The following is a 20,898-nucleotide window of genomic DNA, read 5'->3' as shown; positions in this document are numbered from 1 at the left end:
AAAATGAAAAATTCAATAGGCACCCCCGATTCAGCACCCGCCAGATCCATCCTTTCCGTTCCCGGCCACAGGCCGTCCATGCATGAAAAGGCGAGATTATCAAAAGCGGATGTTGTCATGCTGGACCTGGAAGATTCCGTTCCGGCTGCAGAAAAGGCAAAGGCCCGGCAGGCCGTAGCGAAATCCCTGAATACGCTTGACTGGTGCAACAAGACCCTCGCCGTTAGAGTCAACAGCTGTGATACGCCTTTTTGCGTCAGGGACGTAATGGAAACAGCAGACGCAGCAGGAAAAAACATTGATTACCTGGTGCTGCCCAAGGTGAATTCAGCAGGGGACATCCATTTTCTGGACCGGCTGCTCACAGGCATTGAACTGGAAAAAGGTCTGGACAGGGAAATTGCCATGGAAGCAGCCATCGAAACCGCCCGGGGGATGGAAGAAATAAGGAATATCGCCCGGGCATCAAGGCGACTCCAGGCCCTCTCCTTCGGTGTAGCAGACTACACCGCTTCAGTGGGCGCCGGCCTGGCTTCCGTATCGGGCCACGGTGAAAATGAAGCGGAAATCTACCCGGGACACCGCTGGCATTTTCCCTTGAGCCGTATGGTCATGGCGGCCAAAGCGTCCGGGCTGGCCGCCGTGGACGCGCCCTTTGGCAATTTCAAAGATCTACAGGGGCTGAAGGCCTCTGCCCGCCGGGCCCGGGCGCTGGGCTGCGACGGGAAATGGGCCATTCACCCGGACCAGATCCCTGTCATCAATGAAATTTTCTCTCCGCTTCCCGAGGAAATCCATCGGGCCCGGATCATTCTTGAGGCGGCAGAACAGGCCGGACCGGGGCGGGGAGCCGTTGCCGTGCAGGGAAAAATGGTGGACCGGGCCACCGTCCGCCTGGCCAGGGAACTCATGGCCAGGGCAGGCGCATTGGGACTGGCAGATTAACCCGTTGCGGACCGGGGCTGCCGGGGAAAAACAATGGGGGATATCCTGGCCAAAGGCATTTAAAAAAAACGTTCATCCCGAGGAATGGGGCGGGCCTGATGTGTCAAGCAACCCGGATTCATCCGGCAGGCCGTGTGCAGGGCACAAGTCCCGGTTCCCACAACCCCCGGTCTCCGGATTCGGGAAGCAGCGCAATGCAGAATCCGGCTCCGGAATCCTCTACCATCCGAAGCCTCGCCTTGAATTTTTCGCCCCCGCCGGTTCTGAAAACATAGGGACGTGTGGTTTTTCCCGCTGCAAGGGTATGTGCATTGGCCAGGGTGAGTTTCTTACCGGAAATGGTCTTCCAGATGACAAATCGGCAATCCCCCTGCTCCGGGCGCCAATTGCTGCATCCATACCCTTTTTTCCCCTCAATGATGGCCCCCCCGCAGACCGGACAAACCGGGGCCGCATCATTTGCCGGTGCCGCCTCCTGTCTCGGTTCAAATTCAAAGGCGACCCTTAATTTCCCATCTTCCTGAACAATGGCAAGGGAGGCTGTAAATCGTTTTTTCTTTTTCGAAATAAACCCTTTAAAAGGGCCGGACCGCCGGTAACGAATCAGGTTCGCGGCCATTTTAGGGGAAATGCTCTTACCGGCTATCCGTTTCCAGATCACAAAACCGCAGGCCCGGTCTCCGCAGGAATAGGCTTTATACCTTTCGGTCACATCCTTTCCGCAGCCCGGGCATTTGCCCAGGGGTACCGACGCCTGGCCGGACAGACCCGGGGCCGTGCGCTCCGGGGTATATGAGGCCGTATCAAAAGAGAACCCGGCTAGTTCCGTCACGGATTGTTCTGTAAAGATTTTAATCCCTTCAAGGAAACGGGCGTCCTCTTCTTCCCCCAGGGCGATGCGGTTGAGGCCCATCTCCCACCGGGCCGTCTCTTCGGGGGAGGTAAGCCGTGATGACACCGGGCATTTGCGCAGGGCCTCCACCAGGAACACCCCCTTATCCAGCGCCAGGAGTTGTTTGCCCGCCCTGCTGATATACTGGCGTTTGATCAGGGTTTCAATGATCTGGGCCCGGGTGGACTGGGTGCCGATCCCCACCTCCCCCCGAAAGAGTTTCTTTTCAGCCTCCCCCTCCACATACCGGCCTGGATTGGTCATGTCTTTCAACAATGAGGCGTCGGTATATTCAGCCGGCGGCCGGGTCTGCTTTTCCTCAAGTTTTATTCTATCCAGTCCGGCCGGATCTCCCGGAACCAGAGGCGGAATCAGGTCCACGGCCTCTTTCTTTCCGGCCAAAGGCTTCCATACCCTCTGCCAGCCCGGTTCCAGAATGATTTTCCCCCGGGTGGCAAAGGTCTCGTTGTCCACCAGGGTCACCAGGCGGGTCACCTCAAACCGGCAGTCCGGGTGAAAGGCGGCGGCAAATCGCCGGAGTACCAGGTCATAGATCCGCTTTTCTTCGGCCCCGGCCCCTGCCGGCACAGGCTTGAGCGGAATCAGGGCATGGTGGTCTGTCAGTTTGGCATCGTTGAACACCCGCTTATTGGCCAGGGAAAGGCGGGCCGGGTCCATATGCTCGAACAGGCCGGCAGACACCGGTGCCAGTTTTTTAATGATTTCCTGGACCATATCGAGATTCTGGCTTCCCAGAACCCGGGCGTCGGTCCTGGGGTAGGAGAGGCATTTTCGATCCTGGTAGAGCTTTTGGGCAAGGTCCAGGGTCTTCCCGGCCGGAAACCCGAACCGCTTGTTTGCTTCCTGCTGGAGATCGGTAAGGGAAAATAAAAAAGGCGGGGCTTCGCGCTTGTTTTCACGGTCAAGGGATTTGACGCTGCCCGAAATTCCCTGCCGGTTCAACCGTTCATAGAGTTGTTCCGCCTGCTCCCGGTCAATGATCCTGTTTTCCTTCCCCTTGAAGCGGCGTCCGGTCCAGGCCCCTTTTTCGTTGGAAAATTCGGCCGTCATCACCCAATAGGGCTGGGGAACGAAATGATCCCGCTCTTTTTTCCGGTCCACCAGCAGGGCCAGAACAGCGGTCTGGACCCGGCCCACTGAAAACAGGTCTTTCAAACGGATGGTCAGCACCCGGGTGCAGTTCATGCCGATGAGCCAGTCCGAGACCTGGCGGTAATATCCGGCCCGCCAAAGCCGGTCATAATCTGCCATGGGGCGGACCTTTTCCATGGTCCGCCGCACCACATCGGGCACCAGGGCCTGGCTGGTCCAGAACCTGTAGACACGGGACCGGTCCTTGAACCCGGATTCAAGCAGAATGGTACGGGCGATGACCTCCCCTTCCCTTCCGGCGTCCGTGGCCAGGACCACCCGGCCAAATTTCTTTTTTCGCAGCAGATCCCGGATCACCCTGAACCGGGAGAATGTCTTTTTGACGGGCTTATATTGAAACCGCTCCGGTATCAGGGGCAGGGATTCCAGCCGCCATTTTTTCAGGGCGGGGTCGTAATCCTCAGGCTCATACAACTCCACCAGATGGCCCACGGCCCAGGTCACGGTCACCCCATTGCCCTCAAAAAAGCCGTTGCCCTTTTTGCTGGCCCCCAGGGCCTTTGCAAAATCCGCGGCCACGGAGAACTTTTCTGTAAGAATGAGGTCGGTCATGGGGGGGATCGATCAGGCCGTCAGCCCCTTTCCCTGATCCATGCCCAGCATGATGTTCAGGTTCTGGACGGCCGCCCCTGAGGCGCCTTTGCCCAGATTGTCCAGCCTGGCGGTGACCAGGATCTGGTCTTCATGGCCCGACACAAATATGTCCACACGGTTGGTATTGTTGCATCCCAGGGGCGATAAAAACCCCTGGTCCAGGTAATTCTCCGTGGGATCCGGCATCACCCTCACAAAGGGCTGTCCCCCATAAACCTGCCGCAGTTCGGCCCGCAGCCCGTCCGCATCTGTTTTCCGCTTTAACAGGCGGGTATGAAGGGGCAGATGGACCAGCATGCCCCTGTAGAAATCCCCCACACTGGGGGTAAAGATGGGGGCATTATCCAGCCCGGCATAGGCCTGCATTTCAGGGACATGTTTATGGGCCAGGGTAAACCCGTAGGGCCGTGCCGCCAATTCTCCGGCATCGCCGCCCGCCCGGTGGCGGGCAATGAGTTTTTTGCCGCCGCCGCTGTACCCGCTCACGGCATGGACCGACACCGGATAATCCCGGGGCAGAATCCCCAGGTCCACCAGGGGGCGGGCCATGAGAATAAAACCGGTGGGATAGCACCCCGGGTTGGCCACAAACCTGGCCCTTCTGATTTTTTCAGCCTGTTCCGGGACGGGAGACATTTCGGGCAGGCCGTATACCCAGTCCGGATGGGTCCGGTGGGCCGTGGAGGCATCAATGAAGCGGGTGGATCCGCCTTCCGCCAGGGCCACGGATTCCTTGGCCACGGCATCGGGCAGGCAGAGAATCACCAGATCCGCCCCATTGATAAACTCCCTTTTCACCTCCGGGTCCTTTCGCTTGTCCCCGGGGATCTCCAGCAGTTCAATTTCCTTGCGTCCTTCAAGCCGCTCCTTGATCTCAAGGCCGGTGGTGCCTTCCTGTCCGTCTATGAATACTGTGTACATGTCTGATTCCGTATAACAGCCATGGGCCGGCCGGGTCTTCCCCCCCGGGCCGCCCAGGACAAATAATAAAATAACGTCAATGGATTATATCGTCATATGACTTAAAGAGGCTATCCCTGGACGATGGGTTCAATGACAATCTCCACCCGCCGGTTCATGGCATGGCTGGAGGAAACGGGCTGGGTTTCGCCATACCCCACCGCACGGATCCGGCGGGCATCCACCCCATTGCGGATCAACTCATTTTTTACGGCTTCTGCCCGTCTTTCGGACAATTTCTGGTTGTACTCCTCGCTCCCTCTGGTATCGGTATGTCCACCCACCTCGATCATGGTCTGGGGGTATTTGACCAGGATATCTGAAATCCGCCTCAATTCGGAATAGGCTCCGGGTTTAAGATTGCTTGAATCATAGTCGAAATAGGCCTCACCCTTCAGGGTTGCCCTTAAAATATCCTGTTCCCGCCGCACACTGGCGGCTTCGGAGGCGGCAATGGCATTTCGCAGATCCTGCTCCTGCTGGTCCATATACCTGCCCACCTGGTTCCCGGCAATGCCGCCCAGGGCTGCGCCAATGCCCGCACCGATCAATGTGGCCTCTGTATCGCCGCCGATGACCTGTCCCAGCAGCGCGCCCACGCCGGCACCGACGCCGGCGCCCACGGCAGTGCCCTGCCCCTGTTTGGTCTCCATGCTTGCACAGGAGAAAATGCTTGCACAAAGCACCAGGGAACACAATGTGATTAGAATTTTTTTCATATTGCCGATCTCCTTATCCTTAAAAAAAGTTTACGCATCACGCCCTCCGACAAATACAGACACCGAAAAACTTCATATCTTCATTTTTTTTTAATCCGGCATTGGGCGTCATTTTATCGGGGTTGCGCAAATTACCTCCCCAATTAACTTTGCATTATACCCGAAATAGGCTCAAATAGTCCCGGGAAAAATTGTTACGCTTTGTTTCAAAATTGGAGAACCGGAACCCCAGCTGATGCAATTCCGGTTCAAAAAAAAGGGACAGGAAAACGATGCTGTTGGGCTTATTGATTCTGTCCGGAACCGCACCCCTCTTTACCGCCGGCCCCCTCTTCACAGTCAAGGCCGAGCCGGCCCCGGACTTCATTGATATCACTGCCCTCCACCACCCAGGAGCCGTCGCCGGCGACAACCAGGGGGACAAAAGAGATACCCGCCGACTCAAAGAACGTTTTAATTCTGGACAGAAGATCAGTGGACGCCTCGCATACCGCCAGTGTTTCTGTACCCGTCATTTCCTTGTACTGGGCATAGGTAAATTTATTGCACAAGGCATGGGCCGCCATATCACGGCTCTTGTCACCCAGTACCGGATAGATGATCATCTTCAGCCTCACCCCGGCCTCAAAGGCCACCTCTTCCATCAGCGGCAGCAGCTTTTTGCAATGGGAACAATTGGGATCGGTGATCACATAAACCGTTTCTTTGGCGCTGCCCGGCCCGAAGGTCATGGACACAAGGGCCTCCAGTTCAGCATGTCTGGCCTTGAAAAAGGCCTTTCGCTTTTCAAGGGCCAGAGCGTCCCTTTCCTGGGCATCCTGGCGCTCCTTTTCCGCAATATCCCGGAGGCCGGCCATGGTTTCCCGGGTAACGGCGTATTTCTGCCGGTACATCCGGCCGGCCACAATGAAATCCTTGCCCGCATAGACAGGGGCCAGGCTGCCGTCTATGGCCACGATGACTTCGCAAAGGCCGCTTCGTTCCTGTTTAAAAACAATCTTTGCCCCTTCGGACAGGGGGACCTGACCGGAAAGCCATTCAAGATTCACATGGTCGCAGGCCGGGCCGGCCAAGGCCGGAACCGCTGTGGAAAACAATATAAAAATGCACGCAACAATCCGATTAACTCTCATTTTATCATCCTTTCTGCATATAACGCCCTCTCACGCCTTTGTCTATCACATCCGGCCGCGTTGTTTCAAGCCAAACCAAGGCGCCGGCCGCTTCGCTGCCCAACGAACGGACCGGACATGAACGGACCGAACACCTTGACCTTGGAGAACCGGTTGGGCTATACTTCCTGCAGTCGTAGCATTCTCTTTTATATATTTCGATAGAATAAACCCAGGGGGCAATGGGCACCCTGTACAATACGGGCGAAGATTCCATGGTACTTGTGATCGGAGAAATCCTGTACGACCTGTTTCCCACCTATAGGCGCATGGGCGGGGCTCCCTTTAATTTTGCATTTCACCTGAAACAGCTGGGGGTCGACACCCGATTTGTTTCCCGGGTGGGCCGGGACGAACTGGGAGATGATATCCTGGCATTCGTCGCCGCCCACGGGTTTGACCCTGACGATATCCAGGTGGATGACCGCCGCCCCACCGGCCGGGTGGAGGTGGCCATGGCCCAAGACGGCTCCCACAATTTTTCCATACTTGAAAATATGGCCTATGACCGGATTGAAACCACTGGCCGGCTGGCGGCACTGTTCAGGTCCGGCCCCCGGGCAGCCTACTTCGGCACCCTGGTTCAGCGGACGGCCCGGAGCCGGGAAACGGTGAAGGCCATGATCAGCGCACTGCCGGCCCACACCCTGAAATTCTGCGACATTAACCTGAGGCCCCGCTGCTGGACCCGGTCCGTGGTGGATGAGAGTATGGCTGCCGCCGATATTTTAAAACTCAGCCACGAGGAACTGGATATTCTGGTACCGGACAAGGGAACGCCAATGGAAGAACGGGCCGCCGCCCTTCTCGGCCCCCCGGGCCCCGGCCGGGTCATGGTGACCATGGGAAGCCGGGGGAGTTTCTGGGCAACCGCCCGCGGCATCGCCCAGGCCCCGGAACAGGGAAATATAAAGATAAAGATCGCCGACACCGTAGGCGCCGGCGATGCCTATGCCGCAATGGCTGCCGCAGCCCTGCTCTCAGGAATTGAAGACCAGAGGGCCATGGCCATGGCCCACGAATTTGCTTCGGGCATCTGCACCATCAAAGGCGCCCTGCCCCCGGACCCTGAATTTTACACCCCCTTCATATCAAGGCTTCAACATGGCAAATAAAAATTTATATCTTCAAATGTTCAGCGTCCACGGCCTGCTTCGCGGCCATAACCTGGAACTGGGATACGATGCCGACACCGGCGGCCAGATCAAATATGTGGTGGAACTCTGCCGCACCCTGTCCATGCATCCCAAGGTCAGCCGCATTGACCTGTTCACACGTCTCATCAGCGACAAGGCATTTTCCTCGGACTACAGCCGCCCCGTAGAGGAGGTCAATGACAAATTCAGAATCGTTAGAATCCAGTGCGGCGGCCGGAAATACATTAGAAAAGAACTGCTCTGGCCCCACCTCAACGAATTTGTGGACAAAACCATAAAATTCATACAGCAGGAAAAACAGGTGCCAGACATCGTCCACGGCCATTACCCCGACGCCGGTTACGTGGCCAAGGAACTGGCACGGTTCTTCGGGGTGCCCTTTGTCTACACCGGCCACTCCATGGGCCGTTCCAAAAAGGGCCGGCTCCTGGGAGAAAATGTGGACATCAGGGAGATGAACCGGATGCTGAAAATAGACCACCGCATCCATACCGAAGAGACCATCCTCAAGTATACGGACCTTGTCATCACCTCCACCACCCAGGAGATCGAAGGCCAGTACGGGCTCTACAAAAACCGCACCCTTTCCTCCTACCGGGTGATTCCGCCGGGCATCGGCATTGACAAGTTCTATCCATACACCCACGATAACCTTGCATCGGGACAAGAACAGGAAGAGGCGCTGTTTGCAAGATCGTCACTGAAACAGGAACTGAACCGGTTCTTTCAATTTCCGGACAAACCCATGATCCTGGTACTCTGCCGGCCGGACAAGCGCAAAAACATTGCCGGCCTGGTCCGGGCCTACGGCAAGGACAAGGAGCTCCAGGCCATGGCCAACCTGGCGGTATTCGCCGGCATCAGAAAAGACATCTCCAAAATGGAGGACAACGAACGGGACGTACTCACCCGGATGCTCCTGCTCATGGACAAGTACAACCTTTACGGGAAAATGGCCATTCCCAAGAAACACGACTTTGAACATGAGGTCCCGGAACTCTACCGCATCGCCGCCCAAAAAAAGGGGGTATTTGTCAACCCCGCCCTGACAGAGCCCTTCGGTCTGACCCTGCTGGAATCCCTGGCCTGCGGCCTGCCCATCGTGGCCACGGAAGACGGCGGCCCCAAAGACATCATGGCCAACTGCAACGGGGGCATCCTGGTGGACCCCAAGGATGACTCAGCCATTGCCGGGGCCATCCGCAAGATTATCTCAGATCCGGATCTATGGAGTAACTATTCAAAGAACGGAATCATGAACACCCGCCGGCACTACACCTGGGAAAACCATGCCGCCACCTATATGGAAACGGTCAGGGACCTTTACCGGGACAACGAGGCGTCCACCCTGAACGTGAGGGTCCCTGTACACAGCATCGGCCGGCGGCTTTCGGCCCTGGACCGCCTCATCATCACCGATATCGACAACACCCTGCTGGGCGGCGCCCCCAAGGAGATCCAGAAATTCATCGACCTGATGCACACCCACCGGGACCGGGTGGGGTTCGGGGTGGCCACGGGCCGGAATCTGGATTCCGCCGCTGCCGTACTCAAGGAACACCATATCCCGGAACCGGATATCATCATTTCCGAGGTGGGCTCCAGGATCAATTACGGAACAGAACGCCACCATGACAAGGGCTGGGAAACCCACATCGCCAAAAACTGGAAACCCGAAACCATGGTACAGCGACTGGAAGACATCCCCTTTATCACCCCCCAGGAAAAGGAAAACCAAAGCCCCTACAAACTCTCCTATTACATGGCGCCGGGCAAGGACCGGCTGCCCAAGATCCACCATGTACTGACAAAAAACCGCTTTGTCTACACCCTGATCTACTCCCATGAAAAATACCTGGATATCCTTCCCTACCGGGCCTCCAAGGGCAAAGCCATCCGCTACCTGAGCTATAAATGGGAAATTCCCTTAAAACAATTTCTTGTCTGCGGGGATTCAGGCAATGACGAGGAGATGATCAAGGGAGATCCCCTCGCCGTTGTGGTGGGCAATTACAGCCCGGAACTGGAGCCCCTGCGGTCCGCCAGAAAAATATATTTTGCAGATGCCCCCTATGCCGGCGGCATCCTCGAAGGCATGGCCCATTATAAATTCCTGGAAAAATAAAGAGACAAGGAGAAAGGCATGGCATTAAAAAACAAAATCCAGCTCATCACCTATCCGGATTCTTTGGGGACCAACCTGCCGGAATTACACTATGCGCTGCGCAAATTTTTCTCTAAAGCCATCGGCGGGGTTCACATCCTCCCCTTTTACCCTTCCTCCTCGGACCGGGGGTTTGCCCCTAAAACCTATGATGAGGTGGATCCGGCCTTCGGGACCTGGGAAGATGTGGAAAAAATCGGCCAGGATTTTGACCTGGCCATCGATTTCATGGTCAACCACATCTCCCGGCAGTCCGAATTTTTCCAGGATTATGTGGAAAAGGGACAGATGAGCGAATATGCAGACATGTTCCTGAGCTTTGACAAGCTGGTGCCCGGCGGATTCGTGCCTGAAGAAGACCTTAAAAAGGTCTATACCCGGAAACCGCGCCCCCCCTACCAGCAGCTGGAACGGCCCAACGGCACCCTTGAAAAGATCTGGTGTACCTTTGACTACGAACAGATCGACCTGGATTACGATTCCCCCAAAACCCGGGAGGTCATGCGCAAATTTCTCATCCGCCTGGCCCGGAACCGGCCCAAGATGATCCGCCTGGACGCCATCGCATACACCACCATGGAACTGGGCACCAATTGTTTTTTTGTTGAACCCAAAATCTGGGAATACCTGGAGTGGTTTGATGACTATGCCTCGGCATTCGACACCGAGATCCTGCCCGAGGTCCACGAACATTACTCCTACCAGCTCAAACTGGCGGAAAAGGGCTACTGGTGCTACGATTTCGCCCTGCCCATGCTGGTGCTCCACGGCCTGTACATGTCCACTTCAAGGCGGCTGAAATCCTGGCTGCGCAAATGCCCCCGCAAACAGGTCACCACCCTGGATACCCACGACGGCATCGGGGTGGTGGATGTAAATGAACTGCTCAACCCGGACGAGATCGACGACACACTGAAAACCCTGTACGAAAGGGGCTCCAACGTCAAGGAGACCTATTCAGGACCGGAATACCAGAACCTGGACATCTACCAGGTCAACTGCACCTATTACTCGGCCCTGGGCTGCAATGACGACGCCTATATCACCGCCCGGGCCATTCAGTTCTTCACTCCTGGCATCCCCCAGGTTTACTATGTGGGGCTGCTGGCCGGGGAAAACGATATTGAACTGGTGGAACGGACCCGGCTGGGCCGGAACATCAACCGCCACAACTACACCCTCACCGAAATACGGGAGGATGTCCAGAAGCCCGTTGTCCAGCGCCTGCTCCGGCTCATGGAGTTCCGCAATTCCTACCCGGCATTCAATGGGGAATTCACCCTGATCAAGTCCCCGGACACGGAACTGATCGCCGAATGGAAACACAAGCAGCATACAGCCACGGCCCATATCGACGTGAAGGACTACAGGGTCACCATCACCTATACCGACCCTGTGGCCTCACGGGAGACCTCTTTCTCCCCATAACCGGCACCGGCCGGTCACTCACCGGAAAGCCGGGGATTTGGCCTGTCAAACACGTCCACCTTTCTCTGCTGAAGGAAACGGCAGCGGATCCTGGCGGCCTTGACCCTGGCCTTTTCCACGCTCTCCGCCGGAATTTTATTTGCCCTGTACCATTTATCCGGCGCCGCCAGAAAGCCTATCAGTTCTTTTTCCGCCTCCCCTGCATTTTTGCATGATTTCACCAGATGGGGGGTAAAGGCCGGACCGTATTTGCGTTTTGCAATTTCCCGGGTCTGTTTGCGGGCATTTTCCCAAAGGTTGTCCGGATCCAGGAGAATAATCGGCGCCAGGGGATTTTCATGGATTTTCATGGAGGTGATGGTGATGGACAACTCTTCGGCGCTGCCATAGCCGCCGGTGTTGATCACAGGCAGGTTGCTCAGTTTCTGGAGGTGGTCCTGGCGGGCCAGGCGCAGGCCTTCTTCGTATTTAATCAGTCCGTCACAGGTGGTCAGCGACGCCTGGTTCTCCCCCTCCAGTTCAATGGCAATGCCCACACTCATGATATTGTGCTGGCGGGCCAGGTCGTTGGCCTCCTTCATCAGGCCGGGGCCGCCGCCGTGGACAATGCCCATTTCATCCCCCAGGCGGATGGCCAGGCGGTTGATCAGATCCATGGTCAGCTTGTTGTCCGCCGCCTGGGTGTGGGACCCGTAAAATGCAAACCAGAACCTCACCCGGTTGAAGCGCTCCCAGTCGTCGGGTTCCATGAAGCAGCCGTGGTAAAAGGAGTAAAGCTTGTCAATTTCCGGATCGTAACGCATGAATTCACAGCGGGAATGGGATGCATGGCTCAGATTAATCATGTGTTTGATATAATCGTCCCCGAAACAGGGATTTTCCGCATTGATCAAAAAGGTGCGCAGCCCGCTCCGCCGCAGGGCGTCCACCACATCCCGGGCCGGGAATTGCCTGGCGATGAAAACCCTTGAGTTCACCCCGCCCAGCACGGAAAGCTTTTCTAAGGTTTCCCTGAATTTTTCATCCCTGCCGCAGGGCAGGTCCGGCTCATGTTTGCGCTGGGTACTTTCCAGAAGGCTGTTCCGGATAATTTCCAGTTGGGCCTCTCCCCCTGGATTGATGGCCATGGGCACCTGGACGAAATTCCCTTTATTGAGAATCAGCCCCATGGAGTTTTTGTCCATGACGTCGAAGAGGTTGGCCACCTCGGCATGGGTCAGCAGGTCGCAGAGCCGGTACCCCTCCTTGACCCGGGTTTTTTCCAGGGGCACGGTGAGGGGGTTCCGGCTCCTGAAAAACCGGATACGGATCCGGATATCCGAAAAGGAGACCGGGTGCTCACCAAAATGGTAAAGCTCCACCTGCCGGTCCCTAAAGGTACGGAAAGGATCAAGCACACGGGCCGGCAGATGGACCACCCCGGCTGTTTCAGGCGCCACCCGGGCATCAATGATCCCGTAGATATCCCCCAAAGAGATCTTCACCGCCCCCACAAAAAGGTCTCCGGGACTGAGGCATGCTTTTTCAAGGGCCATGGGGACCCTGGAACGGATGGTGTTCAGGGCGCTTCTCCCCTTTTTCACCACTGCGTTGAGGCTGGACCGGCTCATGGCCCCCGGTTCAAAACAGTATTGGTAAGGGGACAACGCCGCTTCTATATAATCGCAGGCCTTGCCGGTAAGGGGGTCGGTTTCCGTCCGGATCTCAAAGCCTTCGTAATACCCCCGTCCCTTGCGGTTACCCACAAAAAGCCGCTTGTGCAGGTAATGGCGGACATCCTGTATCCGCAGTTCCGGGTCTGTCACCACCAGGCGGCCGATCTCATCTCCCGCCTCAAACAGGTCCAGGGCATTGGAAAGCAAAGGATTCAGGTTCCGGATCACCCCGGAAAGCATAATACGGGAGCCTTCGATGCCGGGAGGCGAAGGCGTTCCTCCGGGCAGGTGGGTGTCCGTGAACAGCCCCATCTGGGCGTTGCCGCTCCTGCCGGAAAAAAACCAGGGTTTTCCTTCCTTCAAGGCGCCGGCAATATAATCCGACACACGGGGAAATATAAACTGGGCACCAATGCACTCCGGTTCAGGCGCCGTATCCGTAATCGCGTGAATGTAGCCGTCGGGGCTGATGATCTGGGGGATATCCATTGTATGTCCTATCTACTAAAATCAGGTTCCGTCAATCAGTTATTGCCAGTTTGATGCCGAGCAGGGCGAATACCGCCGCAAACGTCCGCTGGAGACGGGATATAACGCCCGGAGAATTGACCACATACCTGCCGAACCGGCCCGCTGCCAGGCCGTAAAGGATAAAGACCACAAGGGTCATGATCATGAATACGGCGCTGAGCCCCATCATCTGGAGAATGGGAGAGGGCCCGTCCGCAGAAACAAAAAGCGGTAAAAATGCCAAAAAAAATACGGATAGCTTTGGATTGAGGATATTGATCAGCACCCCTCTTTTGACAATTTTCCACAGCCCGGCACCGTCGCCGGGGGAATCAAATGCCAGCCCCCCTGTCTCCCGCCACATGCCCCAGGCCAGATAGAGCAGATAGGCGGCGCCGGCAAATTTGACCGCCTGGAATGCCAGGGCCCCCATGTGAAGGATGGCGGACAGGCCGAATATGCTGGCCGCCAGGTGGGGGATAATCCCTGCGGTGCACCCCACTGCTGCGGCAATGCTGGCCCGGGTCCCCAGGAACAGGCCGTTTGAAATTGTATAAATGACACCCGTACCGGGTATCAGCACCACCACCAATGAGGTTATGAGGAACTCCGTGTTGAGCATATTCACCTCTATCTCTTGAGAATCGATAAAGTAAAAACTTAAGATTCCCCGGGGAAAATTGCAATAGGCAAAACCGATTCCATGGAAATTACAGGCCCCTGAGTATTTATTATTGATCAACCCGGGATTTCAATGCATACTATTACGATAAGTATTTCCAGCCAGACAAAATAATTATAATCGCCATGCTATGAGGGGTGCCCCTCTTTTAAGCAATGCCTTTAAAGGAGAATGTTATGCTTAAATCCATCCGGTCGAAGCTTCTCGTCTTTTCCTTTTCACTCATCCTGGTTGCTGTGGTCCCGGTGGTCATTGCCGTCAATGTGCTGATCAACAAGTCCACCCGGGAAACCTATATCGACAATGTGGGCCAGCAGGTCAACGGCATCGAACAGATGCTTGAAGTCTTTTACAACGACCTTGACCGGAACCTTGATTCCTTTGCCGCCCATTCCAAAATCCTGAGTGCGGACAACAGCATTACCAGTTATGCGGACACCAGTGAAAAAAGCGCCATGACCCCCTCCAAAAACGGCGGCATTGAACAGGAGATTTTTGAAGAATTCAATAATTACGCCACTCACCACCCCGGCACCATGTATGTGTATCTGGGCACCAAGGACGGCGGGTATATTCAGTGGCCCGAGACCAATGTTCACAAGGGCTACGACCCCAGGAAAAAAGGCTGGTTCAACCTTGCGCTGCCCGAAAACGGAAAAATCCTGCGTACCGACCCCTATACGGACAGCATCAGCGGCTCAACAATCGTCAGTAATGTGCGATCCTTTAAGGACAAAACCGGCCGGGTATACGGGACGATAGGACTGGACGTCACCTCGGATAAACTGGCCGAAATCATGCAGGGGGTTAAAATCGGAAAAACCGGATATGCCATGATGCTCCACAAAAAAGGCCTGATCCTGGCGGACCCCAAGAATGCAGACAACAACCGTAAATATATCAAAGACGTGGGAATTGACAAAATGGAGACCGTCCTGGAAAAGGAAAAGGCCGATTTTGACACCCAAATAAACGGCATTGTCTATCACGTCAATTCCTTCCAGTCCGCCAACACCCCATGGGTCATCGTTATCCTCATTGAGAAAGCCGAATTGTCAGATGTCGCCGCTTCAATCAGAACAGTTGTACTGGGCATCACCGCATTGGTACTTATAGTGATTGGCGCCCTGACCGCTGTCATCTCCGGCAGGGTCGTCAAGCCCATCAACCAGATGGTGGAGGGGTTGAAAGACATTGCCCAGGGAGAGGGGGATCTGACCATGCGGCTGCCCACGGACTCCAGTGACGAAATCGGAGAAATGGCCAGGTGGTTCAATACCTTTGTGGAAAAACTCCAGGGCATCATCTCCGGTATTGCAGGAAATTCAGAAGAATTAAGCTCCTCTTCTTCCGCATTATTGACCATTGCCGGCCAGGTCTCCCAGGAGGCGGATAAAATGGCTGAAAAATCCAATTCAGTGGCAGCCGCAGCCGAAGAAATGAGCACCAATATGTCCTCGGTGGCCTCTGCCGTTGAACAATCTTCCACCAATATCGGCATGGTGTCGGCGGCGGCCGAAGAAATGAACGCCACCATCAGTGAGATCGCAGGCAATACTGAAAAAACAAGGCTCACCAGCAACGAAGCGGTGGACCGCACCCGCAGGGCATCGGAAAAAATAGGCGAACTGGACCGGTCTGCCAAACAAATCGGCAATGTGGTGGAAACCATCAATGATATTTCCGAACAGACCAACCTGCTGGCATTGAATGCCACCATTGAAGCGGCCAGGGCCGGTGACGCGGGCAAGGGATTCGCCGTTGTGGCCGGTGAAATAAAAGAACTGGCCAGGCAGACGGCCGAAGCCACCCTGGAAATCAAAGATCAGATCCAGGGCATCCAGGCCTCCACCCGGGAAACCGTTACGGAAATAGAAGGGGTCACAGGCGATATTTCCAGTGTCAACGAAATGATAGATACAGTGGCCGCGGCAGTGGAAGAACAATCGGTCACCACAAGGGAAATTGCCACCAATGTCGGCCAGGCTGCCCAGGGCATCGAGGAAATCACCGAGAATCTTACCCAGACCTCGGGCGTGGCCAATGATATCGCAAAGGACATCAGCGATGTGAACCATGCGGTTGCCGTTGTATCAGAAAACAGTACGGAAATCGACACCAGTGCCGCCAACCTGAGCACCCTTTCGGCAACCCTTGAAAAAACGGTAAACCTCTTTAAAGTATAGACGTTAAAAACCGGGCGGAGAGAATTCTCCGCCCCTCCCGCCAAATCGCCGCCTGGAGGGACACAGGATGATCCCGGCCTTGTTTGTGGTCCTTCCCCTTTGCGGGATACCGGTACAGATTTAAAATCACGAACAATCACCCGGTTCTGAAATGAACCCTTGGCAGGAGAAAAGATGAAGCAAATCAAGATATCCAATATTCCTGCAAGGCTGGCCCTGATGATTATTCTGGTGTTCGGCATCGTGCCGGCGGTGGGATTTACCCTCTACCATTACCAGAACCTCTCCCGGGGAATTGCCGAGGGCGAGGCCAGGGCGCTTGAGGCCCTCAGACAGGAGGTAAAAAGGGAAATTGATTCGGATATTTCCCTTTTCAATTCCTTTACGGCCATAGGGCGGACCCGGATGCGGCAATATGTCAAGGCGACATCGGAAACCATTTACGATATGATGTGCCATATGTATCGCCGCCATGGGGATTCCCTCCCCCCCAAGGCCGTCTCCGATCTGATCCGGGAACATATCAGGGGCATACGGCTTTTCGGGGGGCGGGGATATTTTTTCGCCTACGCCCTGGACGGCACCCTTGAGCTTTACCCGCCGGATATGGCCCTGGAAGGTTCCCAATGGTTCGATATGAAGGACGCCGACGGGAGAAAAATTGTTCAGGAAATCATCCAGGTGGCCAGAAACAAGGGGGAGGGATTTGTAGAGTATTTGTGGCCCTTTCCGGGAAAAAAGGAAATAAATAAAAAAAAGATTGCCTATGTCAAATTGTTCCCCCCCCTGGGATGGGTGGTCGGCACCGGGGATTACCTTGAGGCCTCGGCTAAGGAGATCCAAACCTATGTGCTTGAAGGCAACCGCCAGCAGAACCGTGAAAGGGATGGGGAGTTTTTCATATTTGACAGGCAAATGAAACAGCTCTCCGGCCGGCCTGACCACCAGGGACGGATGCTGCCGGACGACGCCCTGAGAACGGTGTTGGTAGAGGGCCAACGCCGGATTCTGGAAGGGAAAGGGGATTTCATCGCTTTTTCAAGGCTGGAGAAGGCTGGAGAAGCCCCTAAATCCATGATGGGGTATGCGCGTTATTACCCACCCTGGGGATGGACTGTGGGCAAGGTTGTGGATTCCAAAATCCACAAACAGCGGGCCAGGAAGCTGCAGAGAAAAGTAAAGCAGGAGATCATTGATGATCTGGTCGCAATCCTCTCCATAAACGGCTTTGCCATTTTTTTTGTTTTCCTGGCAGGCCGGCTTTATTCCAACCGGCTGGAAAAAAACCTGAGGGAGTTTGAATTCTTTTTCAGCAAGGCCGGAAAGGCCATGGAGCAGATTGACCTGGAACAGGTCCATTTCCATGAACTCAAAGGCCTGGGGAAGATGGCCAATGTCATGGTTTCCCAGCGGGAGAAAAGCCAGCAGGCCATACATAAAATAAATATAAAGCTAAGGGATGCCAACCGCAAATTAAAAGACATGGCCAATCTGGACGGCCTGACCCATATCGCCAACCGCAGATCCTTTGATATCGCCCTTGGACGGGAGTGGAAACGAGCCCTGCGCGAGGGCCATCCCGTTGCATTGGCAATGCTGGATATCGATTTTTTTAAACAATACAACGACACCTACGGCCACCAGAAGGGTGACCAATGCCTGGTTTCAATCGCCGCCGCACTGAAAGGCGCCGCCCGGAGGCCGGGGGACATCGCAGCCCGGTACGGCGGAGAGGAATTTGTCATCCTGCTGCCCAATACGGATCTGGCCGGCGGCAAAAAAATCGCCGAGGACCTCCGCCGTAAGATTGCAGCCCTGGAGATCCCCCACAGCCAGTCCCCCCTGGGCCGGATAAGCTTCAGCCTGGGGCTGGCCGCTGAAATACCCAGGCAGGATATGGCGGTGTCAACCCTTGTCAAACAGGCAGACCAGGCGCTTTACAGGGCAAAGGAAAAGGGGCGGGACCGGATCGAATCCGCATCATCCCAGCGGTAACGACTTTTTATCCAAAGGAACGTTAGGTTGCGTTACCAGATTGTTACCCGTAACAATTGCCATGCGCCCTGGTACAAGCGTCATTGGAATTTATTTCCTTTATTTTAAAGGAAAAAGGCCGGTCCCCAATGGGATGCCTGTGGCGGATTATATTTTATAGAGAATAAATTATGTATGGCATAAAGCGTGCAGGACCATATTGACGGTACTCAGATCAAGTAAAGGCATTTACTTACCTCCATATCTGAATAGCCACCTCACCGCCAGTCGGAGGCAGCCTGAAACAGCCTAGGCCGCCCCCGATTTTTTTTGCCCAAATCAAACAGGGGCGGCAAAAGGCTGGAGGGCCTGTGGATGTCCATTGGCATTTGCCCAAGGCTGTCACAGAATTGCCGGAACATCAGCCTGGTAATGGCATGGAAAATGCTTATTTTATTGCCAGAAAGGAGGCGCCAGCATCGCCTGGTCAGCCCCTGGCACAAACCAAAAAACAAGGAGGAGGAATCATGACAAATCAAGAGACATCCTGCCCCTATTGCGGCGATACCACAGGCTTTGAAATGCCTTTGGACTATGCACCGGTTTTTGTATGGTGCGAGTCCTGTAAGAAAAAATTCATCATCGAGCGTCTTGCAAAGGGATTTGAGGCCATGACCATAGAGGCGGCCCCCAGCTGCAGCGATCCGGACCGCAGGGCCATAGAAATGGGGGGCGGCCAGGAAGAATAAAACAAATGGGAAGTCTCCTTTAATGGGATCACACGGATAATACCTTTTTAAGATCAATCCCATGCTTCTTCATCCGGTGCCAAACCGTCACCCGGGTGACATTGAGCAGTTCAGCGGCCCTGGTCTGGTTCCCCTTTGTCTGGCGAAGCGCCTGAATTAAAGCGGCTTTTTCACCGTCGCGGCGGGTTTCCCTGCCTTGATCAAAGACAATCTGGGGGGCAGTCACCGAAGGCGTTGTGATGTTTCTTGGCAGGTGATCCAGGTGAATGGAACTTCCCTCCACCACGACAAAGGCGTACTCCATGGCATTTTTCAGTTCTCTTACATTGCCCGGCCAGTGGTAGTCCATGAACAATTCCATGGACGAGGCATCAAGGCCATGGACAGCCTTTCCGGTTTTTTCGTTCAACCGGCGGATAAAGGAGGTGACCAGCAAGGGAATGTCCTCCTTTCTTTCCCTCAGGGGGGGAAGGTGGATGGGGATGACATTGATCCGGAAAAAAAGATCCTGGCGGAACTCATTTTTCAATATTAATTCTTCAAGGTTTTTGTTGGTGGCGGATATGATCCTGACATCCACCTCAATGGGGGAGATATCGCCGACACGTTCAAACTGCCCGGATTCAAGCACCCTGAGAAGCTTGGTTTGAAGGGAGAGGGGAATGTCCCCGATCTCATCCAGAAAAAGATCGCCGTGGTTGGCGGCCTCAAAACGGCCCACCCGGTTGCTGTAAGCGCCTGTAAACGCGCCCCTGGCATGACCGAATAATTCACTTTCCAATACCGATTCATTCAAGGAGGCGCAGTTGAGCTGGATAAACGGCCCGTGTTTCCGTGTGCCGTACATATGGATGGCATCGGCCACCAATTCCTTGCCCGTCCCGCTTTCACCCAGAATAATGACCGGTGCATTGCTCTCAGAGGCTTTGCGGATCATGTCGAACACCGCCAGCATATTGGGGGATCTGCCAACGATCCCAGAAAAATTATTTTCATTGTCGCATTGCCGTGACAGGATATGGAGTTTTTCATCCAGCCTGGCCAGCTCTGAGATATCGGTCAGGGTTTCCACCACCCCCAACACCGTATGGTGCTCATCCCATAGCACTGAAGCGTTTTTTAATACCGGCAGAAAACTGCCGTCCTTGCATTTGACCAGGCAGCGGCATTTTTTCATATCCTGATGGCCCGGTTCAAACAGCTTGCACCAGGCGGTTTGTCCGCTTGTCTGCATGAACTGCTCGCAGGCATCGCATCCCAGCATGGTGCAGGGCATACCGATGGCTTCCCGGGAGGAATACCCCGTAAGACTTTCAAAGGCCTTGTTCACCATCAGTATTGACCCTTCAGGTCCAATAAACATCAAACCCTCATTGATGGTATTAACGATTTTTTTCCAGAAGGTATTCATCTGATGATCGTTCATGGGACACCTTTAATTTCCAGGAAACAAAGTGTTTAATCGACTGTTAAATCATTTTAACAGTTTTCTTAATACCATTTAACACCTTTACAGTCAATACGGCCCCAACACATTAAAAATAAAGCATGAAAACAAGATTTTAAAGAGATTCAGATTTTAACAGCCGATCAGGCACGACTGTTGCTGTTCAATAGTCCTGAGTTGGATCAACCAATAACCGGCCTTTCACATGGAGGCAATATGGCGGCAGACATTCTACTTGATCTCAGAGGGGTGACCTCCCCCCTGGATTTACTGAAATGCAAAAGCAGCCTTAATACCATGAAAAAGGGAGATGTGCTGGAAGTGCTGATTGAAGATCAGGAAGTGGTGCAGAATTTGACCACAATCATCGACAGGTCTGATGACCAGTTGATTTACAAAAAAGTGAGATCGGACAGCACCTGCCTGGGGATCAGAAAAGGATCAAGCCAATCACAATAAATGTAAATTAAATGAAGTACCCATAGTAACGA

At 54.6% G+C, this 20,898-nt stretch carries 15 protein-coding genes; 8 read left to right on the top strand and 7 right to left on the bottom strand.

Annotated features, from left to right (window positions below; all coding sequences use genetic code 11):
• Window positions 1-3: 3 nt before the first annotated feature.
• On the top strand, window positions 4-945 hold the full coding sequence (locus HUN04_23750) for a CoA ester lyase (protein WDP92572.1): 942 nt from the start codon (window positions 4-6) through the stop codon (window positions 943-945).
• 118 nt (window positions 946-1,063) lie between these two features.
• On the opposite strand, the gene topB is transcribed toward HUN04_23750, so the two are convergent.
• From topB to HUN04_23730, 4 genes are all read right to left on the bottom strand, one after another.
• Window positions 1,064-3,562 (bottom strand): DNA topoisomerase III, encoded by a 2,499-nt coding sequence (topB, locus tag HUN04_23745; GenBank protein ID WDP92571.1) that lies wholly within the window; start codon window positions 3,560-3,562, stop codon window positions 1,064-1,066.
• Between the two features lie 12 nt (window positions 3,563-3,574).
• The gene (gene argC / locus HUN04_23740) at window positions 3,575-4,525 is read right to left on the bottom strand and encodes an N-acetyl-gamma-glutamyl-phosphate reductase (GenBank protein WDP92570.1); all 951 of its coding nucleotides are present in this window, start codon (window positions 4,523-4,525) and stop codon (window positions 3,575-3,577) included.
• 110 nt (window positions 4,526-4,635) lie between these two features.
• Window positions 4,636-5,283 (bottom strand): OmpA family protein, encoded by a 648-nt coding sequence (locus HUN04_23735; protein ID WDP92569.1) that lies wholly within the window; start codon window positions 5,281-5,283, stop codon window positions 4,636-4,638.
• Window positions 5,284-5,567: 284 nt separating this feature from the next.
• Entirely contained in the window at window positions 5,568-6,416 is an 849-nt protein-coding gene (locus HUN04_23730; protein ID WDP92568.1) for a thioredoxin fold domain-containing protein, read from the bottom strand.
• 221 nt (window positions 6,417-6,637) lie between these two features.
• Here HUN04_23730 and HUN04_23725 point away from each other — a divergent pair, with 221 nt between their 5' ends.
• The 3 genes from HUN04_23725 to gtfA are packed head-to-tail and all read left to right on the top strand — an operon-like array spanning window position 6,638 to window position 11,204.
• On the top strand, window positions 6,638-7,570 hold the full coding sequence (locus tag HUN04_23725) for a hypothetical protein (GenBank protein WDP92567.1): 933 nt from the start codon (window positions 6,638-6,640) through the stop codon (window positions 7,568-7,570).
• Window positions 7,560-9,737 (top strand): HAD-IIB family hydrolase, encoded by a 2,178-nt coding sequence (locus tag HUN04_23720; GenBank protein ID WDP92566.1) that lies wholly within the window; start codon window positions 7,560-7,562, stop codon window positions 9,735-9,737. The genes HUN04_23725 and HUN04_23720 overlap by 11 nt, the downstream gene beginning before the upstream one ends.
• 18 nt (window positions 9,738-9,755) lie before the next feature.
• Window positions 9,756-11,204, top strand: a complete 1,449-nt coding sequence (gene gtfA / locus HUN04_23715; GenBank protein WDP92565.1) for a sucrose phosphorylase — start codon at window positions 9,756-9,758, stop codon at window positions 11,202-11,204.
• A 14-nt stretch (window positions 11,205-11,218) separates the two neighbouring features.
• On the opposite strand, the gene HUN04_23710 is transcribed toward gtfA, so the two are convergent.
• Together HUN04_23710 and HUN04_23705 are read right to left on the bottom strand one after the other, a co-directional pair.
• On the bottom strand, window positions 11,219-13,348 hold the full coding sequence (locus tag HUN04_23710) for an LOG family protein (protein WDP92564.1): 2,130 nt from the start codon (window positions 13,346-13,348) through the stop codon (window positions 11,219-11,221).
• Window positions 13,349-13,379: 31 nt separating this feature from the next.
• Window positions 13,380-13,991, bottom strand: coding sequence for a LysE family translocator (locus HUN04_23705; GenBank protein WDP93387.1), 612 nt, complete (start codon window positions 13,989-13,991; stop codon window positions 13,380-13,382).
• A gap of 236 nt (window positions 13,992-14,227) precedes the next feature.
• On the opposite strand from HUN04_23705, the gene HUN04_23700 reads away from it, so the two are divergent.
• The 3 genes from HUN04_23700 to HUN04_23690 all read left to right on the top strand — a co-directional run bounded on the left by HUN04_23700 (window position 14,228) and on the right by HUN04_23690 (window position 18,960).
• Window positions 14,228-16,237: a methyl-accepting chemotaxis protein gene (locus HUN04_23700; GenBank protein ID WDP92563.1), complete on the top strand. Its 2,010-nt coding sequence runs from the start codon at window positions 14,228-14,230 to the stop codon at window positions 16,235-16,237.
• A 174-nt stretch (window positions 16,238-16,411) separates the two neighbouring features.
• Window positions 16,412-18,232 (top strand): cache domain-containing protein, encoded by a 1,821-nt coding sequence (locus HUN04_23695; GenBank protein WDP92562.1) that lies wholly within the window; start codon window positions 16,412-16,414, stop codon window positions 18,230-18,232.
• A 506-nt stretch (window positions 18,233-18,738) separates the two neighbouring features.
• The gene (locus tag HUN04_23690) at window positions 18,739-18,960 is read left to right on the top strand and encodes a hypothetical protein (GenBank protein WDP92561.1); all 222 of its coding nucleotides are present in this window, start codon (window positions 18,739-18,741) and stop codon (window positions 18,958-18,960) included.
• 28 nt (window positions 18,961-18,988) lie between these two features.
• Here the strand turns inward: HUN04_23690 and HUN04_23685 are convergent, their stop codons facing one another.
• Window positions 18,989-20,386, bottom strand: coding sequence for a sigma 54-interacting transcriptional regulator (locus tag HUN04_23685; protein WDP92560.1), 1,398 nt, complete (start codon window positions 20,384-20,386; stop codon window positions 18,989-18,991).
• Between the two features lie 237 nt (window positions 20,387-20,623).
• Between HUN04_23685 and HUN04_23680 the strand changes: the two genes are divergently transcribed.
• Entirely contained in the window at window positions 20,624-20,866 is a 243-nt protein-coding gene (locus HUN04_23680) for a sulfurtransferase TusA family protein (GenBank protein WDP92559.1), read from the top strand.
• The last annotated feature ends 32 nt before the right edge of the window (window positions 20,867-20,898 follow it).

Origin of the sequence: Desulfobacter sp. (genome assembly GCA_028768525.1) — a bacterium.
GTDB lineage: Bacteria > Desulfobacterota > Desulfobacteria > Desulfobacterales > Desulfobacteraceae > Desulfobacter.
Note: the sequence above shows the minus strand (reverse complement) of the source record. Positions and strands in the feature narration are given on the sequence as shown.

Bases quoted from the DNA above. Each gene is read 5' to 3' on its own strand.
- HUN04_23735 (WDP92569.1), bottom strand. From the start codon at position 5,283: ATGAAAAAAATTCTAATCACATTGTGTTCCCTGGTGCTTTGTGCAAGC.
- HUN04_23685 (WDP92560.1), bottom strand. From the start codon at position 20,386: ATGAACGATCATCAGATGAATACCTTCTGGAAAAAAATCGTTAATACC.
- HUN04_23710 (WDP92564.1), bottom strand. From the start codon at position 13,348: ATGGATATCCCCCAGATCATCAGCCCCGACGGCTACATTCACGCGATT.
- HUN04_23750 (WDP92572.1), top strand. From the start codon at position 4: ATGAAAAATTCAATAGGCACCCCCGATTCAGCACCCGCCAGATCCATC.
- HUN04_23690 (WDP92561.1), top strand. From the start codon at position 18,739: ATGACAAATCAAGAGACATCCTGCCCCTATTGCGGCGATACCACAGGC.
- HUN04_23695 (WDP92562.1), top strand. From the start codon at position 16,412: ATGAAGCAAATCAAGATATCCAATATTCCTGCAAGGCTGGCCCTGATG.
- HUN04_23700 (WDP92563.1), top strand. From the start codon at position 14,228: ATGCTTAAATCCATCCGGTCGAAGCTTCTCGTCTTTTCCTTTTCACTC.
- HUN04_23705 (WDP93387.1), bottom strand. From the start codon at position 13,991: ATGCTCAACACGGAGTTCCTCATAACCTCATTGGTGGTGGTGCTGATA.
- HUN04_23730 (WDP92568.1), bottom strand. From the start codon at position 6,416: ATGAGAGTTAATCGGATTGTTGCGTGCATTTTTATATTGTTTTCCACA.
- HUN04_23725 (WDP92567.1), top strand. From the start codon at position 6,638: ATGGGCACCCTGTACAATACGGGCGAAGATTCCATGGTACTTGTGATC.
- topB (WDP92571.1), bottom strand. From the start codon at position 3,562: ATGACCGACCTCATTCTTACAGAAAAGTTCTCCGTGGCCGCGGATTTT.
- HUN04_23680 (WDP92559.1), top strand. From the start codon at position 20,624: ATGGCGGCAGACATTCTACTTGATCTCAGAGGGGTGACCTCCCCCCTG.
- HUN04_23720 (WDP92566.1), top strand. From the start codon at position 7,560: ATGGCAAATAAAAATTTATATCTTCAAATGTTCAGCGTCCACGGCCTG.
- gtfA (WDP92565.1), top strand. From the start codon at position 9,756: ATGGCATTAAAAAACAAAATCCAGCTCATCACCTATCCGGATTCTTTG.
- argC (WDP92570.1), bottom strand. From the start codon at position 4,525: ATGTACACAGTATTCATAGACGGACAGGAAGGCACCACCGGCCTTGAG.